This window comes from Brevundimonas sp. UBA6550 (genome assembly GCF_002434505.1).
GTDB lineage: Bacteria > Pseudomonadota > Alphaproteobacteria > Caulobacterales > Caulobacteraceae > Brevundimonas.
On the sequence record NZ_DJKE01000012.1, the window covers coordinates 616,346 to 634,565 of the forward strand.

The following is an 18,220-nucleotide window of genomic DNA, read 5'->3' on the forward strand; positions in this document are numbered from 1 at the left end:
CGATCACAGGCGCATACGCCCGATGGCCGGATCCGTGCGGCTGGGCGCGCCGGTTTCGACGTGCCCGGCCAGCCGCTGGACGAAGCCGGGATCGTCGGCCAGCGTCAGGGTCAGATCGTACCAATGGTCGCTGCCGCGCAGATCCCACAGCGAACGCGCCGTTCTGCCGGGATGAACGACCAGGCGACGGCGCGCCTCGCCTTCCGACAGAGGATAGGCGGGGTCCATGTCCAGAACCGCCACCCGTTCGCCTTCGCCCGCGCCGGTCAGGCCCACGGCCAGGACGCCTTTCGCATCGGTGGAGATCGTCACGCGCGGTTCCGGCCGCGAGGCGTCGCCCGCGAAGCGCCGATAGAAGCCGTTCGGACCATGGACCGTCAGGTCGTAGGGTCCCGTTCGCCCCGTGTTCCAATGCCCGGCCGCATAGGATTCGCCGCCCGCCAGCGTGAACCGCCACGGCCCCGCGCGATCCGTGCCGTCGAACACCTGGAAGACGGCGCCCGCCTGGCCTTTGTTGGCCAGATCGATCCAGACCGCTCCATCGTCGGTGCGAACCTCGGCCGCCAGGTCATAGGGCAAGGCGCGCGCGCCGCGCTGGGGGCCGTCCTGCAGCGCAGGGCTCTGGCGTTCGGGAATGCGCAGACTGGGCGCGGCCTTGGACCGGGCGACACGCTGCATGTAGTCGGCCGTCGCCGGCAGGGACAGGGCGGCCCAGTCCTGGTTGGGACGGGCGAAGTCGAAGGCCGAGGTCAGGTCGCCGCACACCGTGCGACGCCAGTCGCTGATGTTCTCCTCGCGCACGCCGAACCGCTTCTCCAGAAACTGCAGCGTGGAGGTGTGGTCGAACACCTGCGAGCAGACGAAGCCGCCGCGGCTCCAAGGCGACACGACGATCGCAGGCACGCGGATGCCCAGGCCCAGGGGCTGGGCGCCTCGATGGTCGGGATCGGCGTCCGCGCCATAGACCTTGGCCTCTCCAGCGACCGAGACCGTGCTGTGGCCCTGTTCCGGTGTCAGGGGCGGCATGGGCGGCTGCATATGGTCGTAGAAACCGCCGGCCTCGTCGTAATTGACGATGAAGACCGTCCTGGAAAACACCTCGGGGTGATCGACCAGGGCTTCGATCAGCTTGGCGCAGACGTGTTCGCCCTTCGACGGCTCGGCCGATGGATGTTCCGACAGGTCCGCCGCCGTGACGATCCACGACACCTGCGGCAGGCGCCCGCCCGCGATGTCGTTGCGGAAGGCCTCCACCAGCTGCTCGCCGTCCGAACGGGTGCGATCCGCGCCGGTCTTGTCCTCCGACACCCAGGCGCGCCCGCGCCGATACAGGGCCGAGTCCTTGTCGCAGGGGCGGAACGGCTTGAACACCGACAGGATGTTGTCGCCGAAGTTGTCGTATTCCTGATAGACCTTCCAGCTGACGCCCGCCGCCTGCAGCCTTTCGGCATAGGTGGTCCAGTCGTGCGGCCCTTCGGCCATCGGTCGGTCTTGCGCCATGTCGGCGCTGGGCGTCTCGTCCTCGCCGTAGTTGCTCATTTCCGGGTCGCCGCCGACCTTCCCGCCCCCGTTGCAGCCGGTCCATAGATGAAGCCGGTTCGGATAGGTCTGGGTCAGGGTCGAACAGTGATAGGCGTCACAGACGGTGAAGGCGCCGGCCAGGGCGTAGTAGAACGGCAGGTCGGACGCCTTGTAATAGGCCATCCGCTTGTGCAGTTCGCGCGACCGGCCCCATTGGTCGTAACGCCCGCCGTTGACGATGGCGACGGCCGCCTTGTGCCCCTGCTCGGACCCGTCCACCGTATAGGCGTTGGTGGTGCGCGAATCCCCGTGGAAGGGCATGACGTAGCCGTCGGGATGCTCGTCGCTGGGCTGACGCCAGACCGTGGCCCCGCCCGGCAGGCGCTGAGGCCGCGGATCGCCGAAGCCGCGCACCCCGTTCAGCGCGCCGAGATAGTGATCGAAGGCGCGATTTTCCTGCATGAAGACGACCACATGTTCGACGTCCATGATCGTGCCCGTCGCATTGTTGGCGGGAATGGCCATCGCCCGGCGCACCGTCGCGGGCAACAGGTTCAGGGCCGCTCCAGCCGCCACGCCGCCAAGGGCGCCTTTCAAGAACGACCGCCGATCATTTGACATCGATCAAATCTCCTTCTCGGAATTTGGTATAGACCAGTCGCCCGATTTGTTCGGCGAAATTTTCATGAAGGTTGAGCGGCGGATGGCTGACCCTGCCCACGCGGCCGCGCCTTGCTTGACCCCCGGGGCGCAACTTCTCATTTTCGGATCGGGCGGGATTCGACCGTCGATTGAGCGATTCCATGCCGCAGCCTGACAGTCTCCATTATCTGGGGGTGCGCGACGCCATCGCCGCCCGGATCATGGGTGGAGAGTTGAAGCCGGGCGAGCGTCTGCCTTCCGAACGTCAGTTGCAGATCGGCGGCGGGGTCGCGCGCGGCACCATCCGCGAGGCCCTGTTCCAGCTGGAGGCCGAGGGCGTCATCTATCGCAAGGACCGCAGCGGCTGGTACGTCTCGCCCCCGCCCATCGTCTATGATCCCACGCGATGGGAAGGCTTCATGTCCTATGTCGAGGCCCAGGGCCGCAGCCCGACCACGGAGACGCTCAGCAAGACCGAGATCGTCTGCACCCCGCCCCTGGCGTCGCTGTTCGGACGCCCTGTGGGCGCGCCGATGTACCGCATTCGTAGAAAGCGCTCGGTCGACGGCCGGGCGGTGCTGGTGGAGACGATCGTCGTCGACGCCGCCATGGCGCCCGATCTGCTCAGCCATCCGCTGGACGGCTCCCTGACCAGCGTCCTGAAAACGGCCTACAATATCGCCGTCGCCCGCAATCGCGTGGACATGCAGCCGTGCGCCCTGACGCGCGACGAGGCCGAGGCGCTTCAGGTCAAGTCCGGCCTGCCCGGCCTGAACGTGATCCGCACCAGCTACGACGCCCAGGGCCGGGTGGTCGAGTTCGACCGCGAATACTGGCGCCACGACGCCCTGAAGATCAGCGTCGACATCCGCGTCCGCTAGGTCCCGCGCCGGCTCAAGGCGCTCGCCGGCGCGCCCTCCAGCGCGGGAACCAGGTCGGCGACCGTGGCGATGACCAGATCGGCGCCCGCCGCGCGCAGACGGTCGGCGGCGGCGCCCAGCACGACCCTTCGTTCGTCGGCGTCCATCGCCGACAGGGTCTGCGATGTCCGTCCCGTCAGATTGCCCGAGGCCGCCACCCCCACGGTGAAGCAGCCGGCGTTGCGCCCTTCGGCGACGCCGACCTCCGCGTCATCGACCTTGACCACGCGCGACAGGGGCCAGACGCCCAGATCGGCGCAGGCTTTATAGATCATCAGCGGCGACGGCCGTCCCTGCGCGGTCTCGTGCGCGCAGACCACGGCATCGGGCGCATAGCCCTGGGCGGCGGCGCGCGGCAGGATGGCCTGCATCATCTCGCGCGTGTAGCCGGTGCAGGAGGCGATCTTCACACCCAGCCCTCGCAGGTGCGCCGCCGTCTCGGCCGCGCCGGGGATCAGGTCCGCCGTCTCTTGCGCCAGCCGCATCATCGGCGATTGAAGCTGGGCCATCACCCGCGCGACCGCCGATGGGTCGGGCGCCGCGCCCTGGGCCTGCCCGATGTGGGCCGCCGCCCAGCCCGCGCCGATCCGGGGCGTCTCCAAAAGAGCGCGCACATGGTCGGCCTTGGCGCGCCCCATGTCCAGCCGAGCCTCCTCTTCCGTCACCTCCACGCCCAGGGCGGCGAAGGCCTCGATCAGCGCCAGAACCGGCGCGCGGCTGCCGAAATCGACCATGGTGCCGGCCCAGTCGAAGACCACCATGTCGAAACTGTCTCGGATGGAGCTCATGGTTCGATCGTCTCCTCGAACAGATCTGCGATCACCTCCTCGCCGAAAGCGAAGCCGGTGGAGGCGCCGTTTCCGGCGGTGATGAGGGCCAGCCGCACCTGGGGATGCGGCGCGGCGATCAGGTCCGCCGACGGGCCCCGGGCGTAGGTTCCGATCCAGCGTTGCAGAACCGCCGGCGCCGGCTGATCGGTGACGGCCCGCCATTCGTCCAGGATCAGTTGATCGACCGCCTCGCTGGCGAACGGATCGGGCGTGGCGGCGTCATGATGGCTGTCGCCCACGACCAGGGCGCCGTCGGCGTCCTGAACCGCGATCAGATGAACGCCGTCAGCGACGGCGGCGCCCTGTTCGGCCTCCAGTCGCGCGCGCAGGGCGGCCGCCTCCGGCAGGTTCGCGTAACCGCCATAACGGATCAGGCCCAGGTCGGACATGACCGGGGCCGGCAGATCGAAGCCCGGCGACGCCAACCGCATCATCTGCAGCTTGCAGCGCGTCAGGCCCGCCTCGGCCAGATGATCCGGGAACAGGCCGGCCAGGTCGTCGCCCGGGCAGACCACGATCCGCTCGGCCTCGATCACGCCGCGCCCCGTGACGAGGCGGGGCGGCTCGATGGCCTGGACGGCGGTCTGGCGCAGGAAGCAAACCCCGAACCGCTGGCTCAGCCATGCGGCCAGCCGGGGAATGGCCATGCGCGAATCCACGCGCAGGTCGTGGGGGCTCCACAAGGCAGCGACGGTCTGGCGTCCGATGATCTGGGGCGCCCGCGCCCGCGCCGCTTCCGCCGTCATCAACCGGCAGCCTTCGCCCATTTCCGTCGCCATGAAGGCTTCCAGCACGGCCGCCGCCTCGGGCCGCCGGACCGGCAGCCAAAGGCCGCGTTGCAGGATCGGCACGTCCGCCTCGCCCGCGATCTCGTCCCAGACCGCGCGACTGCGCCGGGCGCGATCCCAGATCCGCCCCCGAGGCTGGCCGGTCACCGTGACGAAGCCGAAGTTGCGAACGGAGGCGCCGTTGGCCTGGGCGTCTCGATCGATCACGATCACGGAAAGGCCGCGCCGCGCGGCGGCCAGCGCGCAGGCCAGACCCACGATCCCCGCCCCGACCACGGCCACATCGTAACGCCCCGTCATTTCCATCGCCCTCGTCATCCAAGCGTCGCAGGATTGGTCTAGACCAAATTTGTGCAACGGGACGATGTCAAATGATGAATCGGATGCGGCTTTGGCTGACCCAGGCCAACCCCGTCGTCTTCGTCCTGTTCGCGGGGCTTGCGGGCTTCTGCGCCTATTTTTCGATGTACGCCTTCCGCAAACCCTTTACGGCGGCGACCTTCGATGCGGTCCCGGGCTGGTATTTGGCGCTCGATTACAAGATCGCCCTGGTCATCGCCCAGGTCGCCGGCTACGCCCTGTCCAAGCTGATCGGCGTGAAGGTGATCGCCGAGATGCGGCCGGAGCGTCGCGCGGCGGCGATCCTGAGCCTCATCGGCGCGTCCTGGATCGCCCTGGTCCTGTTCGCCCTGACGCCGGCGCCGTGGAACGTCGCGGCCCTGTTCCTGAACGGCCTGCCGCTGGGACTGATCTGGGGCTTGGTCTTCGGCTTCATGGAGGGGCGGCGCACCAGCGAAGTGCTGGGCGCCATCCTGTGCGCCAGCTTCATCCTGTCGTCGGGCGTGGTGAAATCGGTGGGCAAGGCGCTGATGCAGACCTGGCACGTCAGCGCGTTCTGGATGCCGTCGGCCGTCGGCCTCGTCTTCATGCCCGTCCTGGCCCTGTCCGTCCTGGCCCTGGCCGCCCTGCCCCCGCCCAGTCCGGCCGACGAGGCCGAACGGGTGGCGCGCCGGCCGATGATGGCGCGCGAACGCGCCGCCTTTCTCGCCGCGCACTGGCCGGTGCTGCTGCTGCTGATCACGGCCTATGTGCTGCTGACGGCGTTCCGGGATCTGCGCGACAACTTCGCCGCCGAAATCTGGCAGGCGCTCGGTTACGGCGACGCCGCCTCGATCTTCACCGCCAGCGAAGGGCCGGTGGCGGCCCTGTCGCTGGTCGCCATGGGCGTGCTGATCATGGTCAAGAACAACGGCCGCGCGCTGTTGTTCATGCATGGCGTCATCGGCGTCGGTTTCGCGATCCTGGGTCTCTCCACCCTGGCGTTTCAGCAAGGCCTGCTGTCGCCGATCGCCTGGATGATCGCAGGCGGCGCGGGCCTCTACCTCGCCTACACGCCGTTCAACGCCATGCTGTTCGACCGTCTGATCGCCTATTCCGGCACGGTCGCGACTGCGGGTTTCCTTATCTATGTGGCGGATGCGACCGGCTATATGGGCAGTGTCGCGCTGCTGCTTTTCAAGAATTTCGGCTCCCTCGACCTGGCCTGGCTGCCCTTCTTCGTGAATACCGCCTATGCCACCAGCTTGATCGGCGTTCTGTTGGTAAGCGGCGCCATGATCCTGTTTCCACGCAGGCGCAGGGGTTGATCGCATTGGCATCGAAGGTTCTGGGTCGGCACGCCGCATCGCCCCGTCCGGATCGTCGCCTTTGACCAGGAAATCGGCTGTTCGATAGTTAGTGTGTGGCGCGGTTACAGTCGCTTCTCGCCGCCAATGCGTCGCCCGGCGCTTCAGCCTCGCGCCCGTCCTTTTGTATCCTGCGCTGTAGCGAGCCACTCTCTCATCGTCACGGAAGCGGACGTCTCTTCGCCCACCTTCAAAAACCGCGCATGCAGCAGGGAGACGATAGTCGGCAGCCAGGCTTCCATTCGCCGATATCGAAACTGTTTTGGACTGATCCTGTCCGGCCACGATCTCAGCCTCATCGCAGGAGTCGCATGGACCAGAGAAGCGAGGGGTCGTCACCGATCATGACGCCTTTCTTAGCACGGACGCATCTGACCGGCCCCACACACGTTCAGAGAGAACCGCCACCTTTATCCCCACGAAAATAAAGCTTTACAGTAACTTACTGCTCCACGGACATTTACCACAAGTTGTGACTGGATAGAGATATCCACGCAAGTCGGGAGACGCGCGAGATGATCACGGCGATGACCGAAGGACTCAGGCAGCCGGAAGAGGGGGCGAACACGCCCTCCTCTTCTGATCGGGACTGGATGATCCAGTCGGTGGAGTCGATGCTAAGGCAGACCTTTCCGACCTTCATCATCGTCGGGAGCCGGGAGACGACCTATTTCAACGAAGCCTGCCGCGAACTCTTGCTGCCGCTTTCCGCCGCCCAAGGCGTGGCTTTCAGGGATTTGGCGCCGTCGCTATCCGCACAACTGGCGGGCGCCGTGGACGCCGCCTGGTCCAACGCGGCGACTACGACCAGCGATGTCCGCCTCTATGTCGACCGACCCAACGGGGCGCGCGAGACGTGGGTGACGGCGGCGATCACGCCCGTTTCGCGCGAGGGCAAGGTGTTCGCCCTTCTAGGCGTGCTCCGTGACGTGACGGAGGAGAAACGCCTGCGGACACGTCTGAATGCGGCGGAAGCCACCTTGGAGTCGCTCTCGATCCTGGCGCCCGCCTTCCTCTGGCGACTGGACGCCCGGGGCGTCGTCCGTTGGATGAATGCGCGTTGCCAGGACTTCCTCGGGGTGGGACTGGCGAAGGCGCGAGAAGACGGGTGGGTTGGCTGGCTGCATCCGGCGGAGCGCGATCGGGTGGTGGCGGATTGGGGTCGTTCCGTCGCACTGGCCCAACCGTTCGAAAGTCGACATCGGCTGCGCGACGCGAGCGGCCTCTACCGGTGGTTCACCTTGCGCGCGCTGCCGCAGTTCGACGAGAAGGGAGAGCTTCACGAATGGCATTCGGCGGCGCTGGAGGTGATGGACGCCTCGCCGCCCAGTGCGGCGCGTCGATTGCTTTGGGCGGCCGACGCGGGCGACTGGACCCGACGCTATCTCAATACCGACCGCCAGGCCGGGTGGCCGGATGATCGCAGTCCGGTCATCACCTGGGCCGATCAACTTGCGGCCGTGGTCGAAGAGGACAGGCCTGCTTTTCTGCACGCCTTGGAGACGCTTGCGGCCGGGGGAACGATCGACGCCGTCTATCGCGCCCGCAGCCGCGCCGGCGACCTGTTCTCGATCGAAGACACGGCCTTTCCCCTGGTTGAATCTGATGGGTCGATCAGCCGGTTCATCGGGGAATCCCGCATTCGATTGAATGCGGCCGCAGAGATTCTGCTTGTCGATCCCGCACGTCGTGGGCGTCAACTCGGGCGCGCATTGGAGGATGACGGATTCAAGGTGCAGACGACCCACGACCTTTCGACGGGACCTCGCGGACGCAAAACCTTCCAGGCGATCGTCTACTGCTCCGACTCGACGGCGACGGACATTCTCAAGATGGCCGAGACAGTCAAACTCGAATATCCCGGCATCGCCTTGGTCGTACTCGGCGATCCCGTCGCGACCCCGCGTGAAGTCATCGCCTTGCATCAGGCCGGCGTCGTCGACTTGCTTTCTTATGACGAGAGCAATGAAACCTATATAGCCGCAATTCGCGGAAGCAGCGAAACCACAAACAAATTCAATGAAATAGATCTACCTAGTAATGTCACTAGGGGAGCTCTCAACCGGTTGTCGGCGCGCGAGCGAGAGATTCTGGCGCTCGCCGTTTCAGGCGGTACGTCCAAGACCATCGGCCGCGCTTTGGGGATCAGTCCAAGGACGGTGGATTACCATCGCGGAAAGGCGCTGGACAAGTTGGGATTGAAGACGGTCGGACAGGCGTCTGACCTTTTCGTCCCCGAAAAGCACTACTCATCCATCGCTCCCAAGGCGGGAAAGTAGAACCCCTGCGCGAAATCTAGGGATTCGAAATCGCGTCACGATTGTGGCTCTGACCGCCTTAGCCTCTCCGATCGGGAGCCGTCCTCACGCCTCCCGACGCCGGGAGGAACGAGATGCACGCACGATCCAACGACCGCCGCCCCGTCGCTCCAAGCGGCGCGGCGACCCTGGCGACCCGTCTGCTGGTCGCAACCTTGTATGCGCTGGGCGTCGTCTTCCCGCTGGGCCTCATCATGACGCCCGCGTCGGCGAGCGCGCAGACCAGCGTCGTCGACGTGTGTACAGGCGTGGCCCTGCCGCGATCGGTCGTCACCGACATTGTCGCCCCGGTGATCATCGGCGTCGCGACGCCGATCGAGAACACCGTCAACGGCCTGCTCAGCATTCTGGCGCCTCGTCTGAACGTAGGCGCAACCGCCCTGCTGGCGAGCGCGGCGCGCGGCGACGACATCACGCTGCGGTTGCTGGACGTGAACGGCAATGCCGTCAATCCGGCGAACAGCTGCGTGAACCAGGCCGATCGCTTCACCCTGGCCGAAGAGGCGGGGATTTCCATTGGCGGCAATCAGATCACCGGCCTGGGCTCAGGCGGCGCCATAGCGATCGCGGGGGAGTTGAACTCCATCGCCTTCGGCAACGGTTCTCGCACGGCGGCCACCTCGGCCGACGCCATCGCCCTGGGTCGCACGGCCCGCGTCCTGGCCAATGCGGGGCGGTCCGTCGCCCTGGGCGCCGACGCCTCTGTCGGCGTGTCCAACAGCCTGGCGCTGGGCGCCAGCAGCGCCGCCCTGAGGGGCGCGCTCGCCAACTATACGGCGACGGGACTGCCCACGCTTCAGACTTCGGTCGGCGAAGTGTCTTTCGGCGCGGCCGGGGCGGAACGTCAGCTTACCAACATCGCCGCCGGGTCGGACGCGACAGACGCGGTCAACGTCGGCCAGTTGCGTGGGGTGTCGACCAACCTTCAGGCCTTGGCCGACCTGGCCGTCACCTATGACGATCTCAGCGCCTCGGTCCTGACGCTCGGGGGCCTTGGCGGGACGCGGATCACCAATCTGGCGCTGGGCCAGCTGGCCGCCGGCTCGACCGACGCCGTGACGGGCGCCCAGCTGTTCGGCCTGGGATCCAGCCTGGCCGCGGAAATCGGCGGAAGCACCGCCTTCGATCCCGCGACGAGCACGATCAACATCGGCCTGACCTACGACGGCGTGGTCTACAGCACGGTGCAACAGGCGCTCGACGCGATCCTGGCCGCGCCCGGCGGCGGAACGCCCTTCCTGGCGGTCAAATCCGCCCTGGGCGGGGCTCTTGCCTCCGGCGTCGACGCCACGGCCGTCGGACCGGCAGCCTCGGCCGCCGCCGACAACAGCGTGGCCCTCGGCGCCGCCAGCCTCGCCGATCGCGGCGCCCTGGCCGACTACGCCGCCCTGGGTCTCGATGCGCTACAGAGCTCCGCTGGAGAAGTGTCGTTCGGCGGCCTCGGCTCGGAGCGTCAGCTGACCCACGTCGCGGCCGGCTCGGAGCTGACAGACGCGGTGAATGTCGGCCAGTTGCTGGGCGTCTCGGACGACCTTCAGGCCCTGGCCGACATCGCCGTGGCCTATGACGATCCGACGGCGGCCAGCGTGACGCTGGCCGGCGTCGGCGGCACGATCATCTCCAATGTATCGGCGGGCGACCTCGCCGCCGGCTCCACGCAGGCGGTCAACGGCGCCCAGCTGTTCGCCACGAACACCCAGGTCGGCTTGAACACGACGGCCATCACCAACCTCACGACGGACCTCGGCGCCCTGTCCGATACGGCTGTCATGTACGACGATCTGCTGGCCGGTCGCGTGACCCTGGCCGGCGTGGACGGAACAGTCATCGGCAACGTCGCCGCCGGCGCCCTGTCGGCGACATCGACCGAAGCCGTCAACGGCGGGCAGTTGTTCGCCACCAACACCCAGGTCTCGTTGAACACCACCGCCATCACCAATCTGGGCGCCGATCTCACCGCCCTGTCCGACACGGCCGTAATGTATGACGACCTGCTTGCCGGTCGCGTGACCCTGGCCGGCGTCGACGGGACCGTGCTCGCCAACGTCGCCGCCGGCGCCCTGAACGCAACCTCGACCGAGGCCGTCAACGGCGCCCAGCTGTTCGCCACCAACACCCAGGTCGACGTCAATACGACCGCCATCACCAATCTGACCACCAACCTCGGCGCCCTGTCCGACACGGCCGTCATGTACGACGACCTGCTGGCCGGTCGCGTGACCCTGGCCGGCGTCAACGGGACGGTGCTCGCCAACGTCGCCGCCGGCGCCCTGAACGCGAACTCGACCGAGGCCGTCAACGGCGGGCAGCTGTTCGCCACCAACACCCAGGTGGCCCTAAACGCCGACGCCATCGCAAATATCGCCACGGCGTCCGCGCTGGCGGTCGTTTATGACGATCCCAGCTTCGACACCCTGACGCTGGCCGGCGCCGCCGGCACCACGATCGGCAATGTGGCGGCCGGCGAGCTCAGCGCGACCTCGACCGAAGCGGTCAACGGCGCCCAGCTGTTCGCCACCAACGCTCAGGTCGCGAACAACGCCGCCGACATCGTCACCAATACGACCGCCATCACGACCATCACCAACAATCTCAACAACGGCGCGGTCGGCGTGGTGCAGTATTCGAACGCCGCCGATCCGACGGTTCCGAACGGCGGCGTGGCGACCAACGACGTGACCCTGGTCGGCGCTGTGGCCGCCCCCGTCGGTCTGCACAACGTCGCCGCCGGCCTGATCGCGGCGGGATCGACCGATGCGGTGAACGGCGGCCAGGCCTTCACCCTGGGACAGAGCCTAGCGAGCGGTTTCGGCGGCGGCTCGGCCTTCGATCCGATCACCAACGCCCTGAACGTCGCCATCAGCTATCAGGGCGTCCAATACACAAGCATTCAGGCCTTCCTGAACGCCCTGTCGGCAGCGCCGGCGGGCGTCGCCTCCAGCGTCTATCTGGCCGTCAACTCCAACCTGGCCCCTGCGACCGCCCAAGGCCAGAACGCCGTCGCCGTCGGCGCTGAGGCTCAGGCGGTTGCGGACAACAGCGTCGCCTTGGGTTCTTCAAGCATCGCCGATCGCGACGCTCAGACCGACTACGCCGCGCTGGGCGTCGCCGGACTGCAATCCTCGGTCGGCTCCGTCTCGTTCGGCTCAGCCGGGGCCGAACGCCAGCTGACCCATGTGGCGGCGGGCACGGCGGCGACGGACGCGGTGAACGTCGCCCAACTGCAAGGCGTCTCCGACAGAGTGGACGCCCTGGCCGGGACCGCCGTCTCTTACGACACGACCACCCGCGACACCCTGACCCTGGCCGGCGCGAACGGCACGACGATCACCAATGTCGCGGCGGGCCAGGTCAATGCGACCTCGACCGACGCCGTCAACGGATCGCAGCTGAACGCCACCAACACTCAGGTCGCGCTCAACACCACCGCGATCACCAATCTGACCAACACCATCGCCAACGGCGGCGTAGGCCCCGTGCAATACAGCGACAGCGACGACCCCGAGACCCCGAACGGCGGCGTGCGCTCCGACGACCTGACCCTGGTCGGCGCCAGCGGCGGCGCGGTGGGCCTGCACAATGTCGCCAATGGTCGGATTTCGGCCGGCTCGACCGACGCCGTCAACGGCGGCCAGATCTACGAACTGGCCTTCGCGGCGACCAATGCGGTGCAGTATGAAACCGACGCCTCCGGCGCGCGCACCAATCGCGTCACATTCCAGGGCGGCGACGCCTCCACGCCGGTGACGCTGAACAATGTCGCGGCCGGCGCGATCACAGCCACCTCCACGGAGGCGGTCAACGGCTCGCAACTGTTCCAGACCAACCAGGCCGTCGTCACGGCTCAGACCACCGCCGACAACGCCCTGGCCCTGGGTCAGAACTCGCTGCAATACGCCGACCAGGGCCAGACCCGCGTCGTCCTGGGCCGCAGCAATGGCCCGGCCGTCACCGTCAGCAACGTCGCGGCCGGGGTGGCCGACACCGACGCCGTCAATGTGCTCCAGCTGCGCGAGAGCATGAACGAGGCGATCCAGCAGTCGAACACCTACACCGACATGCGGCTGGCGGCGGTCAACTACAACGTCCAGGAAGTGCGCAAGCTGGCCTTCGCCGGCACCGCGGGCGCCCTGGCCGCCGCCGGGATGCCGCAGATCGCAGAGCGCGGCAAGTCGATGTTCGCGGTCGGCTACGGAACCTACGAGGGCCAGTCGGCCATGGCGATGGGCTACTCCCGCGCCCTGGGCGACGGCTCCATGGTCTTCCGGGCCGGCGCCACCTTCGACACCCAGAACCACGTCGGCGCCAACGCCGGCATCGGCTGGAGATTCTGATGCAGGTCACGAACCGCCGTGCAGATGGCGCGTCATCTCGCCGCGCGCACCGGCGACCGGCCTACGCCGGCAGGACATAATGGGCGGATTTTCTCGGCTTCACGGTTCGGGTCGGCGCGCTGCATTCTCCCCATGCCAGGGCGCTCAGGCTTGTCGCCGCTCGACCGGTCCTCATCTCAGCCCCTCGAATCTCGCCATGGACTGCGCCACCTGGCCCGTCATCCAGTCCATGAACACACCCTCGACGCCTCTCCGAGATCGCGCCGACGGATGGAAGAGGTCGTAGGAAAGGCCGAGGGGGCGTGGCTCGCTTGAGCAGATGCGCAGCCGTCCGCTGGCCAGGAAGGGCTCGGACAGCAAGGGGGTGGCCAGCGCGACGCCGAGGCCGGCGGCGGACGCCTCGTACATCATGTGCAGGGTGTCGAAGGACCGAACCTGACGCGGCGCGATCCCGAGCCAGCGTTGCCAGAGGTCCTTGGGCCGGTGAACCGACACCAGCGGGAAATCACCCACCGACTCGCCCGGTCGAGGCGGCGCCCGGCCGTTGGCCAAGCGTTCCGGCGCCACGGGCACGGCGGTCACTTCGAACAGGGGAACCGCCTTGAGGCCGCTGGGTGCGACACGCCCGCCCCATATGCCGATGTCCGCCTCGTTCGAGGCCAGGGCGTCGAAGCCGGCGCCGACCACCAGTTCGACATCGACGCCCGTCTCCTCCAGCAACGTCGCGAGGCGCGGAAGAAGCCAGATCGAGGCGAAGGAGTGAGAGGCGGCCACGCGCAGCCGTCCGCTGCGGGGCGCGGCCATGTCGTCGGTGGCGTCGGTTATGGTCCGCAATCCCGGCTCGACCCGTTCCAGATAGCGCAGACCGGCGGCGCTGAGGACCGGCACGAGACCGGACCTGTCGAACAGGATGACGCCGAGAAACTCTTCCAGACCGGCGATCCGCCGGCTGACGGCCGACGGGCTCAGCGCCATGTCGCGGGCGACCGCGCGAAAGCTGCCGCCCCGCGCCGCGGCGACGAAGACCTCTACGGATTCCAGCGGCGGCGCCTTGCGAAGCATGAGGCGACGCCGATAGCACCGCCGCATCACCGAAATGCGTCAGTCCGCGACCTGCACCGGCCGCGCGCCGGGCCGCCCGGCCTCGACCGCGAACCGTCCGGCGCTGCGACAGGCGCTGTTGGGATCGGTCAGATCGTCCACGGCGCGCAGATCCGCCGTCAAACGCGCGCGGTCGAAGTCCAGCAGGACATAGCCCGCCCGTCGATTGTCCAGATGCCGAACGTGCGGGTTCAGGGCCTTGGCCTGACCGAACAGGGATTCCGGCCCATTGCGCGAGGCCAGGCAACTGGTGACGAACTCCGTCGCGATCGGCGGCTGATCCGGCCTGGCGAAGTCGCCCAGCACATCGTTGACCCAGAAGGAATGGACGTCGCCGCTCAGGATCACCGGATTGGGCTTTTGCGCCAGAGCCGTCAGGACACGTTCGCGACTGGCGGGATAGCCGTCCCAGATGTCCGAGTATCGCGCCTCGGGCCCATTCGGCAGGACCAGGCGGGAAAACAGGGTCTGTTGCGCCAGCACGCTCCAGGTCGCCCCGTCGCGCGCCAGACTGTCCCTCAGCCAATCCTCCTGCGCCTGTCCCAACATGCTGGCCGCCGGGTTCAAGACGGTGGAGCAGTCGTCCAGAATCCGGCCGCCCAGATGGTCGGCGGCGGGGCAGGGGCCGGCCGTCCGGTGCTGGCGCGTGTCCAGCACATGGACCGTGGCCAGGTCGCCAAAGACGAAACGCCGGTACAGACGCACGCCCCCGTCGCGCCGCAGGGCGCTGGGCCGCAACGGCATATGTTCGAAATAGGCCTGATAGGCCGCCGCCCTTCGGCGCAGGAAGGCGGCTGGATCGGCGGTGACGCCGGCGGTGTCGCCGCCATAGTCGTTCTCGACCTCGTGGTCGTCCCAGGTGACGATGAAGGGCATGGCCGCATGGGCCGCCGCCAGGTTCGGGTCCGTGCGGTAAAGGGCGTGACGCGCGCGATAATCCGCAGGGTCATCGGCTGGGCGGCGCCGAAGGCGCGGACGTCTGGGCCCTGGCCGAACGACTTCTCGTAGATGTAGTCCCCGACCTGCAGCACGGCGGCCGGCGCGGCCGCGATCATGTCGGCATAGGCGCTGAACCAGCCGTGCTCCCAGTGCTGGCACGAGGTCAGGGCCAGGCGCAGACGCTCCGGCGCCGTCGGCAAGGTCGCCGTGCGCCCCATGGGGCTGACCGCTCCGCCATGGTGAAACCGATAGGCGTATGATCGCCCCGGCTCCAGTCCCGCCGCTTCCAGGTGCACGGCGCCGCCGCGCGTCTGGCGCGCGACCGCCCGACCGCGACGGACGATGCGCCGAAAGCCGTCGTCCTCGGCGATCTCGAACCCGACCTCGGCGTCCGCCGCCAGGTCGGGGATGCGCGTCCACAGGACGAAGCCGTCGCTCGAAGGTTCGCCCGAGGCCACGCCCAAGGCAAAGGGATAGGCCGATGGGTCGGCGCCGTATGCGCCCGCCGTCGCGACCCCGGGCGTCAGGAAACGATGGGCCGCCAGACCCAGGGCGACGGCGATCAGATCGCGCCGGTTCATCTTCAGAACCGGGCCGAGGCGCGGATGAAGAAACTGCGTCCGTTCACGCCCAGCGGCGTCTCTTCGCCGGTCGGGAAACTGCCGCCCGTGGCGGCCAGGCTGGCGGCCGGCCATTCCAGTTCCTGAGGACGGACGTCGCTGAGGTTCTGAACGCCGCCCTCCAGCGTAAGGCCGGGGCGAACCTCGTAGGCGGCGGACACATCGACGGTGTAGCGTCCGTCGAAGGTCTGAGGCGCCACCAGCGGGGCCGAGACATAGTCGCCGAACACGGCCGTGGACAGCTGGACGGACAGGGGGCCGCGCGACAGCACCGCCTGGCCCGTGATCTTGTCCTTGGGCTGGGCCTCGGTCAGGAACAGGATCGACTTGGTGTTCAACAGCGGCAGGGTCGGCAGCACCGGATTGGCGCGCAGCCTGTCCAGGGTCGAATCGAACCGGCCATAACCCAGGTTCAGGCTCAGGGCGGTCCGGTCATCCAGATCGCCTCGCCAGCGGGCCATGATTTCAAATCCCTTGGTGGTGGTGTCCACCGCATTGGTGAAGAAGCGCGCCTGCTGGAAGTTGGTGATGCCCGCCGCCCGCAGCACCGCGACGACGGCCGCTCCCGAAAGCTGCTCGCTCAGGGCGATGCGGTCGTCGATGCGGATGTCGAAATAGTCCGCCGTCGCGCTGAAGCCGCGCCATGGCCCCACCACGACGCCGGCGCTGAGATTGCGGCTGCGTTCAGGCTTCAGATCCTCGGCGCCCAGGGCCTTGGCGACCGGGTCGGACACCGGCAGGGTGCCGACCGTTACCAGTTGCCCCGCGGAGGTCGCGCCCTGGACCGCGCTGAAATACTGCTGCTGCAGCGACGGCGCCTTGAAACCCGTCCCGGCCGAGGCTCGCACAGCCAGACCCTCCGTCACGTCCCAGCGCGCCGTGGCCCGATAGGTCGTATCACCGCCGAAGTCGTCATAGTGGTCGTAGCGCGCCGCCAGCCCCAGGAAGACGGATGCGACGGGACGAAGCTCCATATCCACGAAGGCGGCCTGGGCGTCGCGCCTGGCGTCGGTGGGATTGCGCGGATTGAAGCCGGCGAAGCCGTCGGCGCCCAGTCCGAAATAGGCGTCCGGCTCGCCGTTGCGGATCGCATAGGTCTCGTGGCGCAACTGACCGCCGACCGCCAGATTGCCGCCCGCCATCAGGGTCAAGGGCCGAGACGCGGTCGCGTCCGTGACCCACTGCTCGTATTTCACGCCGCCGGAATCGAAGCGCGTCGGGCTGGTCGCCCCCAGCGAGGCGTTGGCCGTGTCATGGACGTCGAAGTCGGCGCCGTTGCGGCCGTAGGTCTGGCTCAGATCCAGATCGAACCCCGCCCATGCGCTGCGCAGACCCGCCGTCAGGGCGCCGTCCCATATCGTCGGCTCGATGATCGGAAGAAAGCCGTTCGGCCAGGCCGCCGAAAAGCCGGGAACGCGGAAGCCGGCGGCGTTGTTCGACACCTTGTGCGTCAGCGTGCCGAAGCCGTAGATTTCGACGCCGCCCAGCGGCAGGGCCGCGTCGAAGGCGGCGGACTGGGCCGAACTCTTGGGATCGCCGATGCGATAGGTCACCCGACCGAACCGTTGATCGACATGGGCGCGATTGGTCGCGGCCTGACCGCGGGCCTCCGCCGACAGGGTCAGGTGGCCGCCGTCGCCGATGGCGAAACCGACATGGCCGCCCGTGGCCCAGGTCTCGCCGTCGCCCTCTCCGGTCACCCCGGCCGAGGCGAAGGCCGCGCCGCCCCCGGCGTTGGATTTCAGGATGATGTTCACCACCCCCGCGATGGCGTCCGAGCCGTATTGCGCGGCGGCGCCGTCGCGCAGGATCTCGATCCGGGCGATGGCGCTTTCGGGAATGGCGTCCAGATCGACCCCGGCGGAGCCCCGGCCGATGCTGTTGTTGACGTTCAGCACGCTGTTGGCGTGCCTGCGCTTGCCGTTGACCAAAACCAGCACCTGGTCCGGCGCCAGACCGCGCAGGGTGATCGGCCGGGTGTTGGCGGCGGTCGCCGTGGTCGCGGCGCGGGCGAAGTTGACCGACGGCTGCAACTGGTTCAGCGCGCGGTTCAGGTCCGTATAGCCCGTCGCCTCCATCGCCTCGGCCGAGACGACGTCGATCGGCGTGGAGGCCGCCAGGGCGCTGCGCCCGTCGGAACGGGTGCCGGTGACGACGATCTCGTCGACCTGGGTCGCATCGTTGCTCTGGGCGTTTGCTGCATGGGCGATGGCGCTCAGGCCGGCGGCGGCGAGTAATGCGGTCTTCATTCGATATCCCCGAGATGCTGGGATCGACTACCTCGGTTCGCCGGACAGCCGTTATTGCTCGATCCGGCACGCGCGTTGCGCGCAACGCAACGCAACGCTCATGACCCGGCCATCAGCGCGAACGGGACAAGACCGAAGTCCGAAATCGTCCGTATCTCAAACGGCTAGGAGCCGAGACAACCACCGCCTGCAGGGAGAAATACGCTCGAGCATGAGGACCTAAGAACCCTTCGACCAAGGTTCGACAGAGCCCCAAGTGGCTCCGCTTGACTC

The 18,220-nt window shown here is 67.8% G+C and carries 10 protein-coding genes and 1 pseudogene; 4 read left to right on the forward strand and 7 right to left on the reverse strand.

Translation table 11 applies throughout. The features are described from left to right. Positions 1-3 precede the first annotated feature (3 nt). The gene (locus tag B3Z70_RS16395; RefSeq protein WP_292021193.1) at positions 4-2,142 is read right to left on the reverse strand and encodes a phosphocholine-specific phospholipase C; all 2,139 of its coding nucleotides are present in this window, start codon (positions 2,140-2,142) and stop codon (positions 4-6) included. 182 nt (positions 2,143-2,324) lie between these two features. Between B3Z70_RS16395 and B3Z70_RS16400 the strand changes: the two genes are divergently transcribed. Continuing rightward, positions 2,325-3,044 (forward strand): UTRA domain-containing protein, encoded by a 720-nt coding sequence (locus tag B3Z70_RS16400; RefSeq protein WP_292021195.1) that lies wholly within the window; start codon positions 2,325-2,327, stop codon positions 3,042-3,044. Here B3Z70_RS16400 and phnX read toward each other — a convergent pair. Beyond that, positions 3,041-3,871, reverse strand: a complete 831-nt coding sequence (gene phnX / locus B3Z70_RS16405) for a phosphonoacetaldehyde hydrolase (protein ID WP_292021197.1) — start codon at positions 3,869-3,871, stop codon at positions 3,041-3,043. The two genes, B3Z70_RS16400 and phnX, sit on opposite strands and share 4 nt — an antisense overlap. Then, complete coding sequence (locus B3Z70_RS16410; RefSeq protein ID WP_292021198.1) at positions 3,868-5,001, reverse strand: TIGR03364 family FAD-dependent oxidoreductase; 1,134 nt, start codon at positions 4,999-5,001, stop codon at positions 3,868-3,870. Before B3Z70_RS16410 ends, phnX begins: the two co-directional genes overlap by 4 nt. A 74-nt stretch (positions 5,002-5,075) precedes the next feature. Here B3Z70_RS16410 and B3Z70_RS16415 point away from each other — a divergent pair, with 74 nt between their 5' ends. The 3 genes from B3Z70_RS16415 to B3Z70_RS16425 all read left to right on the forward strand — a co-directional run bounded on the left by B3Z70_RS16415 (position 5,076) and on the right by B3Z70_RS16425 (position 13,038). Then, the gene (locus tag B3Z70_RS16415) at positions 5,076-6,347 is read left to right on the forward strand and encodes a DUF5690 family protein (protein ID WP_292021211.1); all 1,272 of its coding nucleotides are present in this window, start codon (positions 5,076-5,078) and stop codon (positions 6,345-6,347) included. A 554-nt stretch (positions 6,348-6,901) separates the two neighbouring features. Then, entirely contained in the window at positions 6,902-8,665 is a 1,764-nt protein-coding gene (locus tag B3Z70_RS16420; protein WP_292021201.1) for a PAS domain-containing protein, read from the forward strand. Positions 8,666-8,778: 113 nt separating this feature from the next. Then, a complete protein-coding gene (locus B3Z70_RS16425; RefSeq protein ID WP_292045920.1) occupies positions 8,779-13,038 on the forward strand; it encodes a YadA-like family protein in 4,260 nt (1,419 codons plus the stop codon). A 171-nt stretch (positions 13,039-13,209) separates the two neighbouring features. On the opposite strand, the gene B3Z70_RS16430 is transcribed toward B3Z70_RS16425, so the two are convergent. The 4 genes and pseudogenes from B3Z70_RS16430 to B3Z70_RS16440 all read right to left on the reverse strand — a co-directional run bounded on the left by B3Z70_RS16430 (position 13,210) and on the right by B3Z70_RS16440 (position 17,947). Then, the gene (locus tag B3Z70_RS16430) at positions 13,210-14,100 is read right to left on the reverse strand and encodes a LysR substrate-binding domain-containing protein (protein ID WP_292021205.1); all 891 of its coding nucleotides are present in this window, start codon (positions 14,098-14,100) and stop codon (positions 13,210-13,212) included. Between the two features lie 39 nt (positions 14,101-14,139). Further along, on the reverse strand, positions 14,140-15,237 hold the full coding sequence (locus B3Z70_RS16435) for an alkaline phosphatase D family protein (protein ID WP_292021207.1): 1,098 nt from the start codon (positions 15,235-15,237) through the stop codon (positions 14,140-14,142). Then, positions 15,147-15,773: pseudogene (locus tag B3Z70_RS17270) on the reverse strand (alkaline phosphatase D family protein); the annotation flags it as partial. The pseudogene B3Z70_RS17270 and the gene B3Z70_RS16435, both read right to left, overlap by 91 nt. Continuing rightward, positions 15,662-17,947 carry a TonB-dependent receptor plug domain-containing protein gene (locus B3Z70_RS16440; RefSeq protein ID WP_292021209.1) on the reverse strand — a complete coding sequence of 762 codons (2,286 nt, stop codon included), beginning with the start codon at positions 17,945-17,947 and terminating at the stop codon, positions 15,662-15,664. The pseudogene B3Z70_RS17270 and the gene B3Z70_RS16440, both read right to left, overlap by 112 nt. Between the last annotated feature and the right edge of the window lie 273 nt (positions 17,948-18,220).